This is a genomic window from Bacillus sp. FSL L8-0099, from assembly GCF_038006385.1.
In the GTDB taxonomy this organism is placed as follows: domain Bacteria; phylum Bacillota; class Bacilli; order Bacillales; family Bacillaceae_G; genus Bacillus_A; species Bacillus_A toyonensis.
This window is the reverse complement of record NZ_JBBOVC010000001.1, coordinates 106716-122516: the sequence shown is the minus strand read 5'-3', so window position 1 is coordinate 122516 and position 15801 is coordinate 106716. Positions and strand designations below refer to the sequence as shown.

Annotated in this window: 17 protein-coding genes and 1 other annotated feature; all 17 genes read right to left on the bottom strand. The window is 39.5% G+C overall.

The window, feature by feature from the left end:
* Positions 1 to 89: 89 nt before the first annotated feature.
* Positions 90 to 560: a 30S ribosomal protein S7 gene (gene rpsG, locus MHH42_RS00650; RefSeq protein WP_001137492.1), complete on the bottom strand. Its 471-nt coding sequence runs from the start codon at positions 558 to 560 to the stop codon at positions 90 to 92.
* Between the two features lie 29 nt (positions 561 to 589).
* A complete protein-coding gene (rpsL, locus tag MHH42_RS00645; protein ID WP_001142341.1) occupies positions 590 to 1012 on the bottom strand; it encodes a 30S ribosomal protein S12 in 423 nt (140 codons plus the stop codon).
* Positions 1013 to 1126: 114 nt separating this feature from the next.
* Positions 1127 to 1375: a 50S ribosomal protein L7ae-like protein gene (locus MHH42_RS00640; RefSeq protein ID WP_000121831.1), complete on the bottom strand. Its 249-nt coding sequence runs from the start codon at positions 1373 to 1375 to the stop codon at positions 1127 to 1129.
* Positions 1376 to 1488: 113 nt separating this feature from the next.
* Positions 1489 to 5100, bottom strand: a complete 3612-nt coding sequence (gene rpoC / locus MHH42_RS00635; RefSeq protein WP_340892697.1) for a DNA-directed RNA polymerase subunit beta' — start codon at positions 5098 to 5100, stop codon at positions 1489 to 1491.
* 37 nt (positions 5101 to 5137) lie between these two features.
* Positions 5138 to 8671, bottom strand: coding sequence for a DNA-directed RNA polymerase subunit beta (gene rpoB, locus MHH42_RS00630; protein ID WP_000147560.1), 3534 nt, complete (start codon positions 8669 to 8671; stop codon positions 5138 to 5140).
* Positions 8672 to 8962: 291 nt separating this feature from the next.
* Complete coding sequence (locus MHH42_RS00625) at positions 8963 to 9562, bottom strand: class I SAM-dependent methyltransferase (RefSeq protein WP_000763276.1); 600 nt, start codon at positions 9560 to 9562, stop codon at positions 8963 to 8965.
* Between the two features lie 74 nt (positions 9563 to 9636).
* A complete protein-coding gene (rplL, locus tag MHH42_RS00620) occupies positions 9637 to 9996 on the bottom strand; it encodes a 50S ribosomal protein L7/L12 (protein WP_000159737.1) in 360 nt (119 codons plus the stop codon).
* A 67-nt stretch (positions 9997 to 10063) separates the two neighbouring features.
* Entirely contained in the window at positions 10064 to 10564 is a 501-nt protein-coding gene (rplJ, locus tag MHH42_RS00615) for a 50S ribosomal protein L10 (protein ID WP_000048718.1), read from the bottom strand.
* Positions 10565 to 10603: 39 nt separating this feature from the next.
* Positions 10604 to 10749: a sequence feature (ribosomal protein L10 leader region), on the bottom strand.
* A 49-nt stretch (positions 10750 to 10798) separates the two neighbouring features.
* Positions 10799 to 11491, bottom strand: a complete 693-nt coding sequence (gene rplA, locus MHH42_RS00610) for a 50S ribosomal protein L1 (protein ID WP_002093855.1) — start codon at positions 11489 to 11491, stop codon at positions 10799 to 10801.
* A 179-nt stretch (positions 11492 to 11670) separates the two neighbouring features.
* A complete protein-coding gene (rplK, locus tag MHH42_RS00605) occupies positions 11671 to 12096 on the bottom strand; it encodes a 50S ribosomal protein L11 (protein WP_001085872.1) in 426 nt (141 codons plus the stop codon).
* Positions 12097 to 12263: 167 nt separating this feature from the next.
* Positions 12264 to 12797 (bottom strand): transcription termination/antitermination protein NusG, encoded by a 534-nt coding sequence (nusG, locus tag MHH42_RS00600; RefSeq protein WP_000415793.1) that lies wholly within the window; start codon positions 12795 to 12797, stop codon positions 12264 to 12266.
* Between the two features lie 131 nt (positions 12798 to 12928).
* Positions 12929 to 13108, bottom strand: a complete 180-nt coding sequence (gene secE, locus MHH42_RS00595; protein WP_001241321.1) for a preprotein translocase subunit SecE — start codon at positions 13106 to 13108, stop codon at positions 12929 to 12931.
* A 23-nt stretch (positions 13109 to 13131) separates the two neighbouring features.
* Positions 13132 to 13278, bottom strand: a complete 147-nt coding sequence (rpmG, locus tag MHH42_RS00590; RefSeq protein ID WP_081339668.1) for a 50S ribosomal protein L33 — start codon at positions 13276 to 13278, stop codon at positions 13132 to 13134.
* Positions 13279 to 13408: 130 nt separating this feature from the next.
* The gene (locus tag MHH42_RS00585) at positions 13409 to 14068 is read right to left on the bottom strand and encodes an RNA polymerase sporulation sigma factor SigH (RefSeq protein WP_000387198.1); all 660 of its coding nucleotides are present in this window, start codon (positions 14066 to 14068) and stop codon (positions 13409 to 13411) included.
* 67 nt (positions 14069 to 14135) lie between these two features.
* Positions 14136 to 14648, bottom strand: a complete 513-nt coding sequence (locus MHH42_RS00580; protein WP_000997879.1) for an NYN domain-containing protein — start codon at positions 14646 to 14648, stop codon at positions 14136 to 14138.
* Positions 14649 to 14651: 3 nt separating this feature from the next.
* Complete coding sequence (rlmB, locus tag MHH42_RS00575; protein ID WP_000093761.1) at positions 14652 to 15395, bottom strand: 23S rRNA (guanosine(2251)-2'-O)-methyltransferase RlmB; 744 nt, start codon at positions 15393 to 15395, stop codon at positions 14652 to 14654.
* Positions 15392 to 15799, bottom strand: a complete 408-nt coding sequence (locus tag MHH42_RS00570) for a Mini-ribonuclease 3 (protein WP_000564265.1) — start codon at positions 15797 to 15799, stop codon at positions 15392 to 15394. Before MHH42_RS00570 ends, rlmB begins: the two co-directional genes overlap by 4 nt.
* Positions 15800 to 15801 lie beyond the last annotated feature (2 nt).

The window sequence follows — 15801 nt, the reverse complement described above, 5'->3', positions numbered from 1 at the left end:
CCAACGAAAGGGAGAGGCATTCTCCCTCTCCACACTTCCATAAGCGACAAATAAAGCGGTTTATGCTTACATTTATTTTACGTTGAATCCTACCAACGGTAATGAGCAAATGCTTTGTTAGCTTCTGCCATTTTATGAGTGTCTTCACGTTTCTTAACAGATGCACCAGCGTTGTTAGCTGCATCTAAGATTTCGTAAGCTAGACGCTCTTCCATAGTTTTTTCACCACGAAGACGAGCATAGTTTACTAACCAGCGAAGACCTAAAGTTGTACGGCGTTCTGGACGAACCTCAACTGGAACTTGGTAGTTAGCACCACCAACACGACGAGCGCGTACTTCAAGAACAGGCATGATGTTCTTAAGAGCTTGCTCGAATACTTCCATTGGTTCTTTATCTGAACGTTCACGAACGATATCGAAAGCGTTATAAAGAATTGTTTGAGATTTACCTTTTTTACCGTCAACCATCATTTTGTTGATTAGGCGTGTTACAAGTTTAGAATTGTACATTGGATCAGGTAACACGTCACGTTTCGCAACAGGTCCTTTACGAGGCATATTGAGTTCCTCCTTTCATTATAAGTTTATTATTTTTTAGCAGGTTTTGGTCGCTTAGTACCATATTTAGAACGTCCTTGCATACGTTTGTCAACACCAGCTGTATCAAGCGCTCCACGAACGATGTGGTAACGTACCCCTGGTAAATCCTTTACTCGACCACCGCGAATTAATACTACGCTATGCTCTTGTAGGTTATGACCGATACCTGGGATGTAAGCTGTAACTTCAATACCGTTTGTTAAACGTACACGAGCGTATTTACGTAACGCTGAGTTAGGTTTCTTTGGAGTCATTGTACCAACACGAGTACATACACCACGTTTTTGAGGTGCAGAGATATCAGTTGATTTTTTCTTTAAAGAGTTAAAACCTTTGTTTAACGCAGGTGATTTAGATTTCCATACTTTATCAGTACGACCATTTCTCACTAATTGGTTAATAGTAGGCATTTGATTATCCTCCCTTCGCATGTTTGTATGACCACATATCCAGGTGGTTCATTATTAGTTGAAAACAAAGTTTTTGCAAGGAAGAGCAAATGCTCTCTCCTCACAAAAACAGTTTTAACTTATTATTCCTATTGCTGAAGCTCCCACTTGAATCCCCGAAACTTTTCCAAGCTTACGAACTGATTCAACTTTGGTTATGGGTATGTTATGTTGCAAAGCAGTGCGAATGATAATATGGGTTAACCGCACATCAGCATCTTCTGCAATAACAACTTCTTTAACTATACCATTTTTGATTGCTTCCAATGTTCGTTTATGACCAACGACTACATTTTCAGCATTTGACACTTTTTGATAAGACATATAAATATCCTCCAAAGCATCGTTCAGGAGCAACCTTGATTATAGTAACATTTTGACTCATACAATGTCAACTAGGATTAGATGTTTTTATACAAAATTTACGACGGAAAATTTTACTGTTCCACATAAATCTCATCGTTTTCTACATTCATGTCATCTTGTGTTGTTTTTACAAGATCAACTTTGCGATAACGATTCATACCTGTTCCAGCAGGAACAAGTTTACCGATAATAACGTTCTCTTTCAGTCCTAGAAGCTCATCACGTTTACCTTTAATTGCTGCATCAGTTAAGACACGAGTTGTTTCTTGGAATGATGCTGCAGATAAGAATGAATCAGTTTCAAGTGAAGCTTTTGTAATACCAAGTAGAACAGGTCTAGCCGTTGCTGGTTGTTTACCTTGCAGTAACACCTTCGCATTCGCATCAGTAAACTGATGGATATCTAGTAATGTTCCTGGTAATACATCTGTTTCACCTGCATCACTTACACGAACTTTACGTAGCATTTGACGTACCATTACCTCTACGTGTTTGTCACCAATTTCTACCCCTTGCATACGGTATACTTTTTGAACTTCACGTAATAAGTATTCTTGAACTGCCGTAATGTCCGTTACTTTTAGTAATTCTTTCGGATCAATAGAACCTTCTGTTAACTCTTTACCGTGGCTAATTGGCTGTCCTGGCGTTACTTTCAGACGAGCACCGTAAGGAATAGCATACGTACGAGCTTCAACCTCACCCTGTACAACTACTTCTTGGCGATCTTTAACATCGTTGATCGCTGCGATAACACCGTCGATTTCACTGATAACTGCCTGACCTTTCGGATTACGAGCTTCAAAGATCTCTTGGATACGAGGTAAACCTTGTGTGATATCATCACCGGCAACCCCACCTGTATGGAACGTACGCATCGTTAACTGTGTACCTGGCTCACCGATAGATTGAGCCGCGATAATACCTACCGCTTCTCCTACTTCTACGTCTGTACCAGTTGCTAAGTTACGACCGTAACACTTCTTACATACACCATGGCGAGTGTTACACGTAAACGCTGAACGAATGTTTACAGTTTCAACACCCGAATTTTCAACGATATGAGCGATATCTTCAGTAATTAATTGATTTTCAGCAACTAATACTTCACCTGTTTCAGGATGTTTTACAGTTTTTCTTGCAAAACGTCCAACAAGACGATCATATAATGACTCAATTACTTCATTACCCTCTTTAATCGCACCAATTAGTAAACCGCGATCTGTTCCACAATCATCTTCACGAACAATTACATCTTGTGCAACGTCTACAAGACGACGTGTTAAGTAACCAGAATCGGCAGTCTTAAGTGCTGTATCGGCAAGACCTTTACGAGCACCATGCGTAGAGATGAAGTACTCAAGTACTGTTAAACCTTCACGGAAACTTGATTTGATCGGAAGTTCAATGATACGACCAGATGGATTGGCCATCAGACCACGCATACCAGCAAGCTGAGTGAAGTTAGATGCGTTACCACGGGCACCGGAATCACTCATCATGAAGATTGGATTGCGTTTATTCAAGGACTTCATCAGTTTTCCTTGGATAACGTCTTTTGCATTACTCCAAATAGAGATAACACGATCGTAACGTTCTTCTTCCGTGATTAAACCGCGACGGAATTGTTTAATTACATTATCTACTTTTGCTTGTGCTTCGTGGAGAATTTCATCTTTTTCACCTAATACAAGAATGTCAGATACCCCAACTGTAATACCAGCTTTTGTAGAGTATTTAAATCCTAAGTTCTTCATACGGTCAAGCATGCGAGACGTCTCTGTAATTTTGAAACGCTTGAATACTTCCGCAATGATGTTACCAAGAATCTTCTTGCTAAATGGTGCCACTTCTTCGCGACTAGCAATAATTTCTTTAATGTTCGCACCTTTTTCAACGAAATATTCCGCTGGTGTTTCTTTTTCAAGGTTTGAGTTTGTTGGTTCGTTAATATAAGGGAACGACTCTGGTAAGATTTCGTTAAATATTAATTTACCAACTGTTGTTAATAGAAGCTTACCTTTTTGCTCTTCAGTAAACGTTACATTATTTACTGAACTTGCAGCAACTGCAACACGCGTGTGCAGATGTACATATCCATTTTGGTATGCAAGTATTGCTTCGTTGGCATCTTTGAAGACCATACCTTCACCGATTGCACCTTCACGCTCAAGTGTTAAGTAGTAGTTACCTAATACCATATCCTGAGATGGAGTAACAACTGGTTTTCCGTCTTTTGGATTCAAGATGTTTTGTGCCGCTAACATAAGAATACGAGCTTCTGCTTGTGCTTCTGATGATAACGGAACGTGAACCGCCATTTGGTCACCGTCAAAGTCCGCGTTGTATGCAGTACATACAAGTGGGTGAAGACGGATTGCACGACCTTCTACTAGTGTAGGTTCAAACGCCTGGATACCAAGACGGTGAAGTGTTGGTGCGCGGTTTAGAAGTACTGGATGTTCTTTAATCACAGATTCTAAAACGTCCCAAACTTCAGGTTGTACACGCTCGATTTTACGTTTAGCACTCTTAATGTTGTGTGCTAAACCTTTTTCAACTAACTCTTTCATAACGAAAGGTTTGAACAGTTCAAGCGCCATTTCTTTCGGTAATCCACATTGGTACATCTTTAAGTTCGGTCCTACAACGATTACTGAACGACCAGAGTAGTCAACACGTTTACCTAATAAGTTTTGACGGAAACGTCCTTGTTTACCTTTAAGCATGTGAGATAGAGATTTTAATGGACGGTTACCTGGTCCAGTAACTGGACGGCCACGGCGACCATTATCGATTAATGCGTCTACAGCTTCTTGTAACATACGTTTTTCGTTTTGAACGATGATGCTTGGTGCACCTAAGTCCAATAGACGTTTTAAACGGTTGTTACGGTTAATTACACGACGGTATAAGTCGTTTAAATCAGAAGTAGCAAAACGTCCACCATCCAACTGTACCATTGGGCGTAGTTCTGGTGGGATAACTGGAAGAACATCTAGGATCATCCAAGATGGGTGATTTCCAGAGTTACGGAATGCTTCTAATACTTCTAGACGTTTAATAGCACGAGTACGGCGTTGTCCTTGTGCTGTTTTTAATTCTTCTTTTAAGAAGTCTACTTCTTTATCTAAATCGATATCTTGTAGTAGCTTTTTAATCGCTTCTGCACCCATAGCAGCTTGGAATGCGCTACCATATCGATCACGATATGCACGGTATTCTTTTTCAGAAAGTAATTGCTTCTTATCAAGTGGTGTATCTCCACTTTCTGTTACAACATAAGAAGCGAAATAAATTACTTCTTCAAGCGCGCGAGGGGACATGTCTAAGACAAGTCCCATGCGGCTCGGGATACCTTTGAAATACCAAATATGAGATACAGGAGCAGCTAATTCGATATGACCCATACGTTCACGACGAACTTTTGCACGCGTTACTTCAACGCCACATCGATCACAAACTACACCTTTATAACGTACACGTTTGTATTTTCCGCAATGACATTCCCAGTCCTTTTGTGGTCCGAAAATACGCTCACAGAACAAGCCATCTTTTTCAGGCTTTAACGTACGATAGTTAATTGTTTCTGGTTTCTTAACTTCACCGTATGACCAAGAACGAATCTTGTCAGGTGAAGCAAGTCCAATCTTCATATATTCAAAGTTATTTACATCTATCAAGGGGCCTACCTCCCTTTTAGTCTACAGGTTATCCCAATTATTCCTTAGTTGTCTCAACTTCGACATTCAATTTATCTGCTGATTGATGATCGTCGTCATCTTCTGTATCACGCATTTCGATTTCTTTATCGTCGCTAGACATCATTTTAACGTCCATACCTAAACTTTGCAGTTCTTTAATCAATACTTTGAATGATTCAGGAACGCCTGGTTCTGGAACATTTTCACCTTTAACAATTGCTTCATACGTCTTAACACGTCCGATAACATCATCAGACTTCACTGTTAAGATTTCTTGAAGAGTATAAGCAGCACCATAAGCTTCAAGTGCCCAAACCTCCATCTCACCGAAACGCTGTCCACCGAACTGAGCTTTACCTCCAAGAGGTTGCTGCGTTACAAGTGAGTATGGTCCAGTAGAACGAGCATGAAGTTTATCGTCAACCATGTGCGCAAGTTTGATCATATACATGACACCAACAGATACGCGGTTATCGAATGGTTCACCAGTACGTCCGTCATACAGGATTGTTTTCGCGTCATTTGCCATACCAGCTTCTTCAATTGTGCCCCATACATCTTCCTCACGAGCACCATCGAATACTGGTGTTGCAATGTGAATGCCAAGGTATCTTGCTGCCATACCAAGATGAAGCTCTAATACCTGACCGATATTCATACGAGATGGTACCCCTAATGGGTTTAACATGATATCGATTGGCGTACCATCTGGTAAGTAAGGCATATCTTCTTCTGGTAAAATACGAGAGATAACACCTTTGTTACCGTGACGTCCTGCCATCTTGTCACCTTCAGAAATTTTACGTTTTTGAACGATATACGCACGTACAAGTTGATTCACGCCCGGTGGCAATTCATCGCCATCTTCACGGTTGAATACTTTTACGTCTAAGATAATACCGCCACCACCATGTGGTACACGTAGTGATGTATCACGTACTTCACGTGCTTTTTCACCGAAGATTGCATGTAATAGACGTTCTTCTGCTGTTAGTTCTGTTACACCTTTAGGTGTTACTTTACCAACAAGTAGATCTCCATCTTTTACTTCAGCACCGACGCGAATAATACCACGCTCATCAAGGTTACGAAGTGCATCTTCTCCGACGTTTGGAATATCACGTGTAATTTCTTCTGGTCCAAGCTTCGTATCACGAGCTTCTGACTCATATTCTTCAATATGAATAGAAGTGTACACATCATCTTTTACAAGGCGCTCACTCATAATGATCGCATCCTCATAGTTATAACCGTCCCATGTCATGAAGCCAACAAGCACGTTACGTCCAAGTGCTAGTTCACCTAATTCCATAGAAGGACCATCCGCAAGGATTTCACCTTTTACAACTTCATTTCCAACACTTACGATTGGACGTTGGTTGTAGCAAGTTCCTTGGTTAGAACGAATGAATTTTTGCATTTTGTAGCGATCTAAGTCGCCTTTTACTGTTTGACCGTCAACTTCTACATAGCGACGTACCCAAACTTCACGTGCTTCTACGCGTTCAACAACACCAGGGTGTTTACAGATTACTGCAGCACCTGAGTCTTTTGCTGATACGTACTCCATACCTGTACCTACAATCGGTGATTCCGGATTCATTAACGGAACCGCCTGACGTTGCATGTTCGCTCCCATAAGTGCGCGGTTAGAGTCATCGTTTTCTAAGAACGGAATACAAGCTGTCGCTGCCGACACTACTTGCTTTGGAGATACATCCATATAGTCGATGCGTTCTTTATTTGTGACAATGTTTTCACCACGGAAACGAGCTACGATATCTTCATCAAGGAATTCTCCTTCTTCAGATAATTTCATATTCGCTTGGGCTACAACATAATTATCTTCTTCATCTGCTGTTAAATAATCAACCTGCCCTGTTACAAGACCAGTTTCTGGGTCAACACGACGGTATGGTGTTTCAATGAAACCAAACTCATTTACTTTCGCGAACGAAGATAATGAGTTAATCAAACCGATGTTTGGTCCCTCTGGTGTTTCAATCGGACACATACGACCGTAGTGAGAGTAGTGAACGTCACGCACTTCAAAGCCTGCGCGCTCACGCGTTAAACCACCGGGTCCTAATGCAGATAGTCTTCGTTTGTGAGTTAACTCTGCTAATGGGTTTGTTTGGTCCATGAACTGAGATAACTGAGAACTTCCGAAGAACTCTTTAATAGATGCAATAACAGGACGGATGTTAATTAACGCCTGTGGTGTAATTGCATTTGTATCTTGAATCGACATTCTCTCACGAACAACACGTTCCATACGAGAAAGACCGATACGGAATTGGTTTTGTAAAAGCTCTCCTACTGAACGTAAACGACGGTTTCCTAAGTGGTCGATATCGTCTGTGTCCCCTACTTTGTATAGTAGGTTGAAGAAGTAGCTGATAGAAGCAAGGATATCACCTGGTGTAATATGTTTTATATCACGAGTAATATTTGCATTACCAATTACGTTAATTACGCGTTCGCCTTCTGACTCAGGAGCATAAATCTTAATAGATTGCAGCTCAACATCGCCTGCTACCACTCCACCCATTGGTTTCGCTGTTTTGAATCCAATGTTTTTCTCTAAGTAAGGTAGAATGCGATCAAGCGTACGACGATCTAAGACTGTTCCTTCTGCCGCTAAAATTTCACCAGTTTCTGGATCCACCAGTGTTTCAGCTAAACGTTGGTTAAACAATCTATTTTTAATGTGTAGCTTTTTGTTGATCTTATAGCGACCTACATTTGCTAAGTCGTAGCGCTTCGGATCAAAGAAACGAGACACAAGTAAGCTCTTTGCATTTTCTACTGTTGGTGGTTCACCAGGGCGTAGACGCTCATAAATTTCAAGCAATGCTTTTTCTGTGCTATCTGTGTTGTCTTTTTCTAACGTGTTGCTTAAGTATTCGTTATCACCTAAAAGCTCGGTGATTTCTTGATCAGAGCCAAACCCTAATGCGCGTAACAAAACAGTTACAGGAAGTTTACGAGTACGGTCAATACGTACATATACAACATCCTTAGCATCTGTCTCATACTCTAACCAAGCCCCGCGGTTTGGAATTACAGTAGCAGTAAAACCACGTTTTCCGTTTTTATCCACTTTGCCACTATAGTATACGCTTGGAGAGCGAACTAACTGGGAAACGATAACACGTTCTGCACCGTTAATTACGAATGTTCCAGTCTCTGTCATGAGTGGGAAATCTCCCATGAACACATCTTGTTCTTTTACTTCACCAGTTTCCTTGTTGATTAGACGCACTTTTACACGAAGTGGTGCTGCATACGTCACATCACGCTCTTTGCATTCTTCTACAGAGTATTTAGGTTCACCTAAGCTGTAGTCGATAAATTCAAGCGATAGATTTCCCGTAAAGTCTTCGATCGGAGAAATGTCTTGGAACATTTCTCGCAAACCCTCATCAAGAAACCACTGATAAGAAGAGGTTTGAATTTCGATAAGATTTGGTAACTCTAATACTTCACTAATACGGGCATAACTTCTTCGTTGGCGGTGGCGTCCGTATTGAACTAGTTGACCTGTCAACTGCTTCACCCCTCAAATCATGAGTATTATAAATGCACAAAAAAATTTGTGCAAAATCACAAATAAATACAACTACTGCTATTAGCGTAGTTTTTTTCTCTTAAAGATAGATACGTTGAGTCTTTCTACCTGCTCAAAAAGAAAAATGGCTTCTTTAAGAAAACCATCATTCTGTTTCATAATCTGCTGATTTTACTATCTTTTCCAAGAGAAACAAAAATATACATCTTTTCTCAACGCAGAAAATCATATATTGGCATTGTATAATGTTAACATAGCCAAAAATAACCGTCAACGCTTTTTTGATTTTATGATATAATATCCTTTTTTCTTTTCTACAACTTCAACTTCAGAAAATACTTCTTCTAGTTTTTTTAGCGCAGATGGTGCACCTTGTTTCTTTTGAATAACAATCCACAATTCTCCACCTGAAACTAAATACTCTACAGCTTTTTCTAAAATCTCATGCACGATATCTTTACCAGCACGAATTGGAGGATTAGATAGAATAACAGCATACTTGCCATCTACATTTTCATAGACACTACTTTGCAAAATACGTACATTTTCAATTTTGTTATTAGCGGCATTTTCTTTTGCAAGCCCCAAGGCCCTTTCATTCACATCCACCATGTGAATTTCACGATCTTGAAACTCTTTCGCTAACGACAAACCGATTGGACCGTACCCACACCCTACGTCTAACACATTACCTTTAACATCTGGCATTTGAAACGCTTCAATTAAAAGACGAGAACCAAAGTCCACTTCGTTTTTCGAGAACACCCCATGGTCAGATAAAAAAGTAAATCGAGATTCACGAAGCGTAAATTCCCATCGTTTACGATCACTCTTACTAGAAGGGTCGTTAGAAAAATAATGGTCTGCCATATGGCCACCTCTTTTCTTTACAGTTAAAAAAAAAGCTCGCATGAGAGCGAGCTTTTTAAAGCATCAAAAGTTAATTACTTAACTTCTACAGCAGCGCCAACTTCTTCAAGTTTAGCTTTCATTTCTTCAGCTTCCTCTTTAGAAACGCCTTCTTTGATTGCTTTTGGAGTGTTGTCAACTAATTCTTTAGCTTCTTTTAAGCCAAGACCAGTGATTTCACGTACAGCTTTGATAACTTTGATTTTTTGAGCGCCAGCACTTGCAAGTACTACGTCAAATTCAGTTTTCTCAGCAGCAGCTTCACCAGCGCCACCAGCTACAGCTACAGGAGCAGCAGCAGTTACGCCGAATTCTTCCTCGATAGCTTTTACTAAGTCGTTAAGTTCTAATACAGTCATAGATTTAACTGCTTCAATGATTTGTTCTTTAGTCATTGTAAATATCCTCCCTTAAATAGGTTTGTATTGTTTTATAGATAACAAGTAATTATCTTTTAAAAAATTAAGCGCCTTGCTCTTCCTTTTGTTCTGCAACTGCTTTAGTAGCAAGTGCAAGGTTACGGATTGGAGCTTGAAGAACGCTAAGAAGCATAGAAAGTAAGCCTTCACGTGATGGAAGAGTAGCGATAGCTTTAACCTCATCAAGTGTTACAAGTTTACCTTCGATTACGCCCGCTTTAATTTCTAAAGCTTCATGTTTTGTAGCGAAGTCGTTTAATACTTTCGCAGGAGCAACTACATCCTCGTTACTGAACGCGATTGCGTTTGGTCCTGTTAAGAATTCGTTTAACTCAGCCATTTCAGCAGACTCTGCAGCACGACGAGTTAAAGAGTTTTTGTAAACTTTGAACTCAACGCCAGCTTCACGTAATTGCTTACGTAATTCTGTTGCTTCAGAAACTGTTAAACCACGGTAGTCAACAACGATTGTAGATTTACTAGCGCGAAGTTTGTCCGCGATTTCAGTTACAACTTGTTGTTTAGTTTCGATTACTTTGCTCATGTTATTACACCTCCTGTAGATTATATAGAAGATGTACCGAAAGTGCACTAAAAACCTCCATGCCCAACTTGTAGACATGGAGGCATATAGTCACAGAAAAAAAGATTCCGCTTCGTATATTAACACCTAGGTAGGAAATTAAGTCGAATGACACCTACTGTCTACGGTACACTATTTAAATTCACAACATAAATGATTATATTAAAACTTCTTTATGAAGTCAACTTCCAATTTTTACGCAAGTGTAGAAACGTCTACGCGTACGCCAGGTCCCATTGTAGAAGCAACAGTTGCATTCTTCATGTAAGTACCTTTTGCAGCAGCTGGCTTAGCTTTTTGTAGCGTGTCAGCAATTGTTTTGAAGTTTTCTACTAGTTTAGCATCTTCGAAAGATACTTTACCGATTGGAACGTGGATGTTACCAGCTTTATCAACGCGGTATTCAACTTTACCAGCTTTGATTTCGTTAACAGCTTTAGTTACATCGAAAGTAACTGTTCCAGTTTTAGGGTTTGGCATTAAACCTTTAGGTCCTAATACGCGACCAAGTTTACCAACTTCACCCATCATGTCAGGAGTTGCTACTACTACATCGAAGTCGAACCAACCTTGTTGGATTTTACCGATGTAATCAGCATCGCCTACGAATTCAGCGCCAGCAGCTTCAGCTTCTTTTGCTTTTTCGCCTTTAGCGAATACTAATACACGTTGTACTTTACCAGTACCGTGTGGGAGAACAACTGCGCCACGAATTTGTTGGTCAGCTTTCTTAGGGTCAACACCTAAACGGAATGCAGCTTCTACAGTTGCATCAAATTTAGCTGTGTTTGTTTTCTTTACTAATTCTACTGCTTCTGTTGCAGAGTAAGCAGTTGCACGATCAACAAGCTTCGCAGCTTCTACGTACTTTTTACCTCTTTTAGCCATTTTTATTTCCTCCTCGAATGTGGTTTTAGCGGAATAACCTCCCACGTTTACGCCTTTTTTCCAGGGATAACCTGAGGATGCGCGCCATCCTTTTATTTTAAAAAACGATAATCATTTACGATAATAAAGGTTGCGAATTGGAATTCCAGACCCGCAACCTTTTTTAAAAACAAATCGAATTAGTCTTCGATAACGATGCCCATACTGCGTGCAGTACCTTCAACCATACGCATTGCAGCTTCTACGCTAGCAGCGTTTAGGTCAGGCATTTTAGTTTCAGCGATTTCGCGTACTTTATCACGCTTAACAGTTGCCACTTTATTACGGTTTGGTTCACCAGAACCAGACTCAATACCAGCTACTTTCTTAAGAAGAACAGCAGCAGGAGGAGTTTTAGTAATGAAAGTGAATGAACGGTCCTCAAATACCGTAATTTCAACAGGGATGATAAGACCAGCTTGATCTGCTGTACGAGCGTTAAACTCTTTACAGAAGCCCATGATGTTAACACCTGCTTGTCCTAATGCTGGACCAACTGGTGGAGCTGGGTTAGCTTTACCTGCAGGAATTTGAAGCTTTACCATTTTAATTACCTTTTTAGCCACGAGACACACCTCCTTAAGTCCGTGATGTGGTCAATTGGACAGTGATTTGCCCTCCCACGTCATATTTTATCTGTAACGATAAAATCTTTCAAAAAACGTCTCCGATAACGAAGACGTACTGACTTAAAAGATATTATCACTTTTTACAATTCATTTCAAGTTTCATTTTATAATTTTTCAATTTGATGGAAGTCAAGTTCAACTGGAGTCTCGCGACCAAACATATCTACAAGCACACTCACTTTTTTCTTCTCCACATCAATTTCTTCAATAGCACCTGTATAATCTGCGAATGGTCCCTCATTTACACGTACTGTCTCATGAAGTTCAAAGTCGAAATCAACCACTTCATTGTCCATTCCCATATGCTTCATAATGGTAACAACTTCCTCTTCTAATAGAGGAGATGGTTTAGATCCAGAACCTGAAGAACCAACAAAACCTGTTACACCCGGTGTATTACGAACAACATACCAAGAGTCATCAGTCATGATTAGTTCCACTAACACGTAACCTGGGAACACTTTTCTTTTCATTATTTTTTCTTTACCATTTTTCATTTCTACTTCTACTTCTTCTGGGACAACAACACGGAAAATTTTATCTTGCATACCCATTGATTCTACACGTTTCTCTAGGTTTGCCTTTACTTTATTTTCATATCCAGAATAAGTATGGACAACATACCAACTTTTTTCCATTCATTTAGGACGAGCGTCCTTCCCTCCCTGACGTACATTTTTTTGCGCAAATGAAAAAACCCGTTCACCGGGCTTTTACACAGTTCTTATAAATAACATTATATCATGGATAAGTGCTTCTTATTCAAGAATTAACCAAGAATTAACCGAATTAAAGAAGAAATGCCCATATCAACTACTGCGAAGAAAATCGCAAAGAACACAACTGTAGCGATAACAGTCGCTGTTGAGCGGAGTAATTCATCTTTTTTAGGCCAACTTACTTTTTTCATTTCGCGACCTACATCGCCGAAAAAGTTCGTTAAACGCATCTGCGGGACCTCCAGTGTATTATTTATTTTGTTTCCTTGTGAACTGTATGCTTATTGCATGATTTACAAAACTTCTTTATCTCAAGTCGCTCTACTGAGCTCGTATCTTTCATCGTAGAGTAGTTTCGATTTTTACACTCTTCACATGAGAGTACAACTTTTTTCCTCATTAGTTACACCAGCCTTGTAACATTATGTCCCTAAAAATGTATCATACAACAAAAGACAATGTCAATGTCATGACTCTCACTCTCGTTACAAAAAGAAAACAGGTGAATTAATTTACACCTGCGTTACTTTCTATGAATTTAAAGTTGTACTCTCTCTCATTTCCATATATCGTTCCAATTTTCTCTTCACCCGCTGTAAAGCGTTATCAATAGATTTCACATGTCTATTTAACTGTTCCGAAATCTCTTGATAAGAGCGACCATCTAAGTATAAAGAAAGTACTTTTCTTTCTAAATCGCTTAATAATTCAGATATTTTAGACTCTATGTCGGTATATTCTTCTTGACTAATGATCATCTCTTCAGGATCAGTCACCTTCGCTTCGGAAATAACATCCAATAACGTTCGATCAGATTCCTCATCGTAAATCGGCTTATCTAAAGACACATACGAATTTAAAGGAATATGTTTTTGTCTTGTTGCTGTTTTAATAGCGGTAATAATTTGTCGAGTAATACACAGTTCAGCAAATGCTTTGAACGAAGACAGCTTGTCCTCTTTATAATCACGAATTGCTTTAAACAATCCAATCATACCTTCTTGAACAATATCTTCTCGATCGGCACCCACTAAGAAATAAGATCTTGATTTCGCGCGAACAAAGTTCTTATATTTATGAATTAAATATTCTAGAGCGTCAGTATTACCTTTTCGAACTAACTCAACGATTGCCTCATCCTCTAAATCACGAAATGTAACGTCGCCTACACTTACGAAGCCTGCTTCCACCTTGATCCCTCCGACCGCTATTTATTTAGCAATATTATACAGTAAAAAGACAAAGAGCGTCAATGCTTCAACGCTCTCCTCTTCTTAATTTTTCTAATTTTTCTGTAATATCCTCACTAAATATCTTTCGCATGGCAGGTTGCTTTTCTTTCGTGTCTTTTGTACGTCTTCTTACTTGTTGTTCCATCGCTTGTACTTCTAACTCTAATTCACGCGCAGATTTCCGAAGGGCACCTTGCGCAAATATAACCCATTGTTCCGTATAATCAGAAGTCGCAACATATATTTGTGTATTTATATTTCTAAGCTCAATCGCAAGTTTCTCTATCTTTTCGTCCGCAGTTTGATTTTTGCGCGTGAATATTACTTCCACCCGCGATTGTTTCATCTTTTTTTCAATACCGTGGACTGTATAGGCATCAAAGACTATCATTACTTTCGTTCCTGTATATCCTTGATAATCCGCCATCTTATCAATAAGCGCGTCTCTTGATGATTGCAAATCTACATCCCGTAGTTTTTTCAAGTCTCCCCAAGCTCCGATAATGTTGTAACCGTCAACGATTAAAATATCGTTCATTTTTTATTTACCAATTTCGTGACGTTTACGATATACCTCATACATTAACAAACTTGCGGCTACTGAAGCATTTAAGGATGTAACTTTACCAACCATCGGTAAAGTAATTAAGAAATCACACTTTTCACCAATAATACGACTCATACCTTTTCCTTCACTACCAATTACTAATCCAATCGGCATTTTACCATCTAAATTACGGTAATCCGTTTTTCCTTTGGCATCTGTACCAGCAATCCAAAGTCCGCGTTCCTTCAATTCATCAATTGTGCGAGATAAGTTTGTTACGCGCGCAACTGGAATATATTCAATTGCTCCTGTTGATGCTTTCGCAACTGATGCTGTAAGTCCTACAGCCCTTCTTTTCGGAATAATAACCCCATGAGCTCCTGTGGCATCAGCAGTACGCATAATAGAACCTAGGTTATGCGGATCTTCAATTTCATCTAAGATTAAGAAGAATGGATCTTCATTACGTTTTTCTGCTACTTTGAATAAATCTTCTAATTCAGCATACTGGTATGCAGCTACTTGAGCAATTACACCTTGATGATTACCCTCAACTAATTGATCTAACTTCTTCTTTGGTGCATGTTGTAAAATAATCTTATTTTCTTTCGCTAATGCTAGTACAATCTGCACTTGCCCTTTGGCAGCACCTTCTGCGATCCAAATTTTATTAATATCTCTCCCTGATCGTAACGCTTCAATTACAGGGTTACGTCCGATAATATATTCACTACTCATGATGATGTGCCCCCTTCCTTTTCTTCTAAAACTGCAATTGCCTTATATACAATTTCGTCTAATCTTTCACGATTATTTAATAAGTGATGATAACCAATTAGCGCTTCAAAGGCTGTACTATGTCGATATGTTTGTACATCCGTATTTTTCGGAACGGTACCTGAATTTGCATTACGCCCTCTTCTTAATACCGCCTCTTCTTCCTCTGTCAAAAATGACGTCTCTAATAAATGATAAACAACTTTCGCCTGTGCTTTTGCCGAAACAAAGCTCGTCCCTAAGCGATGTAATTGATTAGGACGAACCTTTCCCTTTTGAAGGAGGTGATAGCGGATATATTGTTCATATACCGCATCACCCATATATGCTAACGCTAAGCTGTTTAATTGCTTTGCATCAATCATTC

Coding starts and splice junctions, on each gene's coding strand:
- rplA (WP_002093855.1), bottom strand. CDS start 11,491: ATGGCTAAAAGAGGTAAAAAGTACGTAGAAGCTGCGAAGCTTGTTGAT.
- MHH42_RS00625 (WP_000763276.1), bottom strand. CDS start 9,562: ATGGCAGACCATTATTTTTCTAACGACCCTTCTAGTAAGAGTGATCGT.
- rpsG (WP_001137492.1), bottom strand. CDS start 560: ATGCCTCGTAAAGGACCTGTTGCGAAACGTGACGTGTTACCTGATCCA.
- rpsL (WP_001142341.1), bottom strand. CDS start 1,012: ATGCCTACTATTAACCAATTAGTGAGAAATGGTCGTACTGATAAAGTA.
- nusG (WP_000415793.1), bottom strand. CDS start 12,797: ATGGAAAAAAGTTGGTATGTTGTCCATACTTATTCTGGATATGAAAAT.
- rpmG (WP_081339668.1), bottom strand. CDS start 13,278: ATGAGGAAAAAAGTTGTACTCTCATGTGAAGAGTGTAAAAATCGAAAC.
- rplJ (WP_000048718.1), bottom strand. CDS start 10,564: ATGAGCAAAGTAATCGAAACTAAACAACAAGTTGTAACTGAAATCGCG.
- MHH42_RS00640 (WP_000121831.1), bottom strand. CDS start 1,375: ATGTCTTATCAAAAAGTGTCAAATGCTGAAAATGTAGTCGTTGGTCAT.
- secE (WP_001241321.1), bottom strand. CDS start 13,108: ATGCGTTTAACGAACTTTTTCGGCGATGTAGGTCGCGAAATGAAAAAA.
- rplL (WP_000159737.1), bottom strand. CDS start 9,996: ATGACTAAAGAACAAATCATTGAAGCAGTTAAATCTATGACTGTATTA.
- MHH42_RS00570 (WP_000564265.1), bottom strand. CDS start 15,799: ATGATTGATGCAAAGCAATTAAACAGCTTAGCGTTAGCATATATGGGT.
- MHH42_RS00580 (WP_000997879.1), bottom strand. CDS start 14,648: ATGAACGATATTTTAATCGTTGACGGTTACAACATTATCGGAGCTTGG.
- rlmB (WP_000093761.1), bottom strand. CDS start 15,395: ATGAGTAGTGAATATATTATCGGACGTAACCCTGTAATTGAAGCGTTA.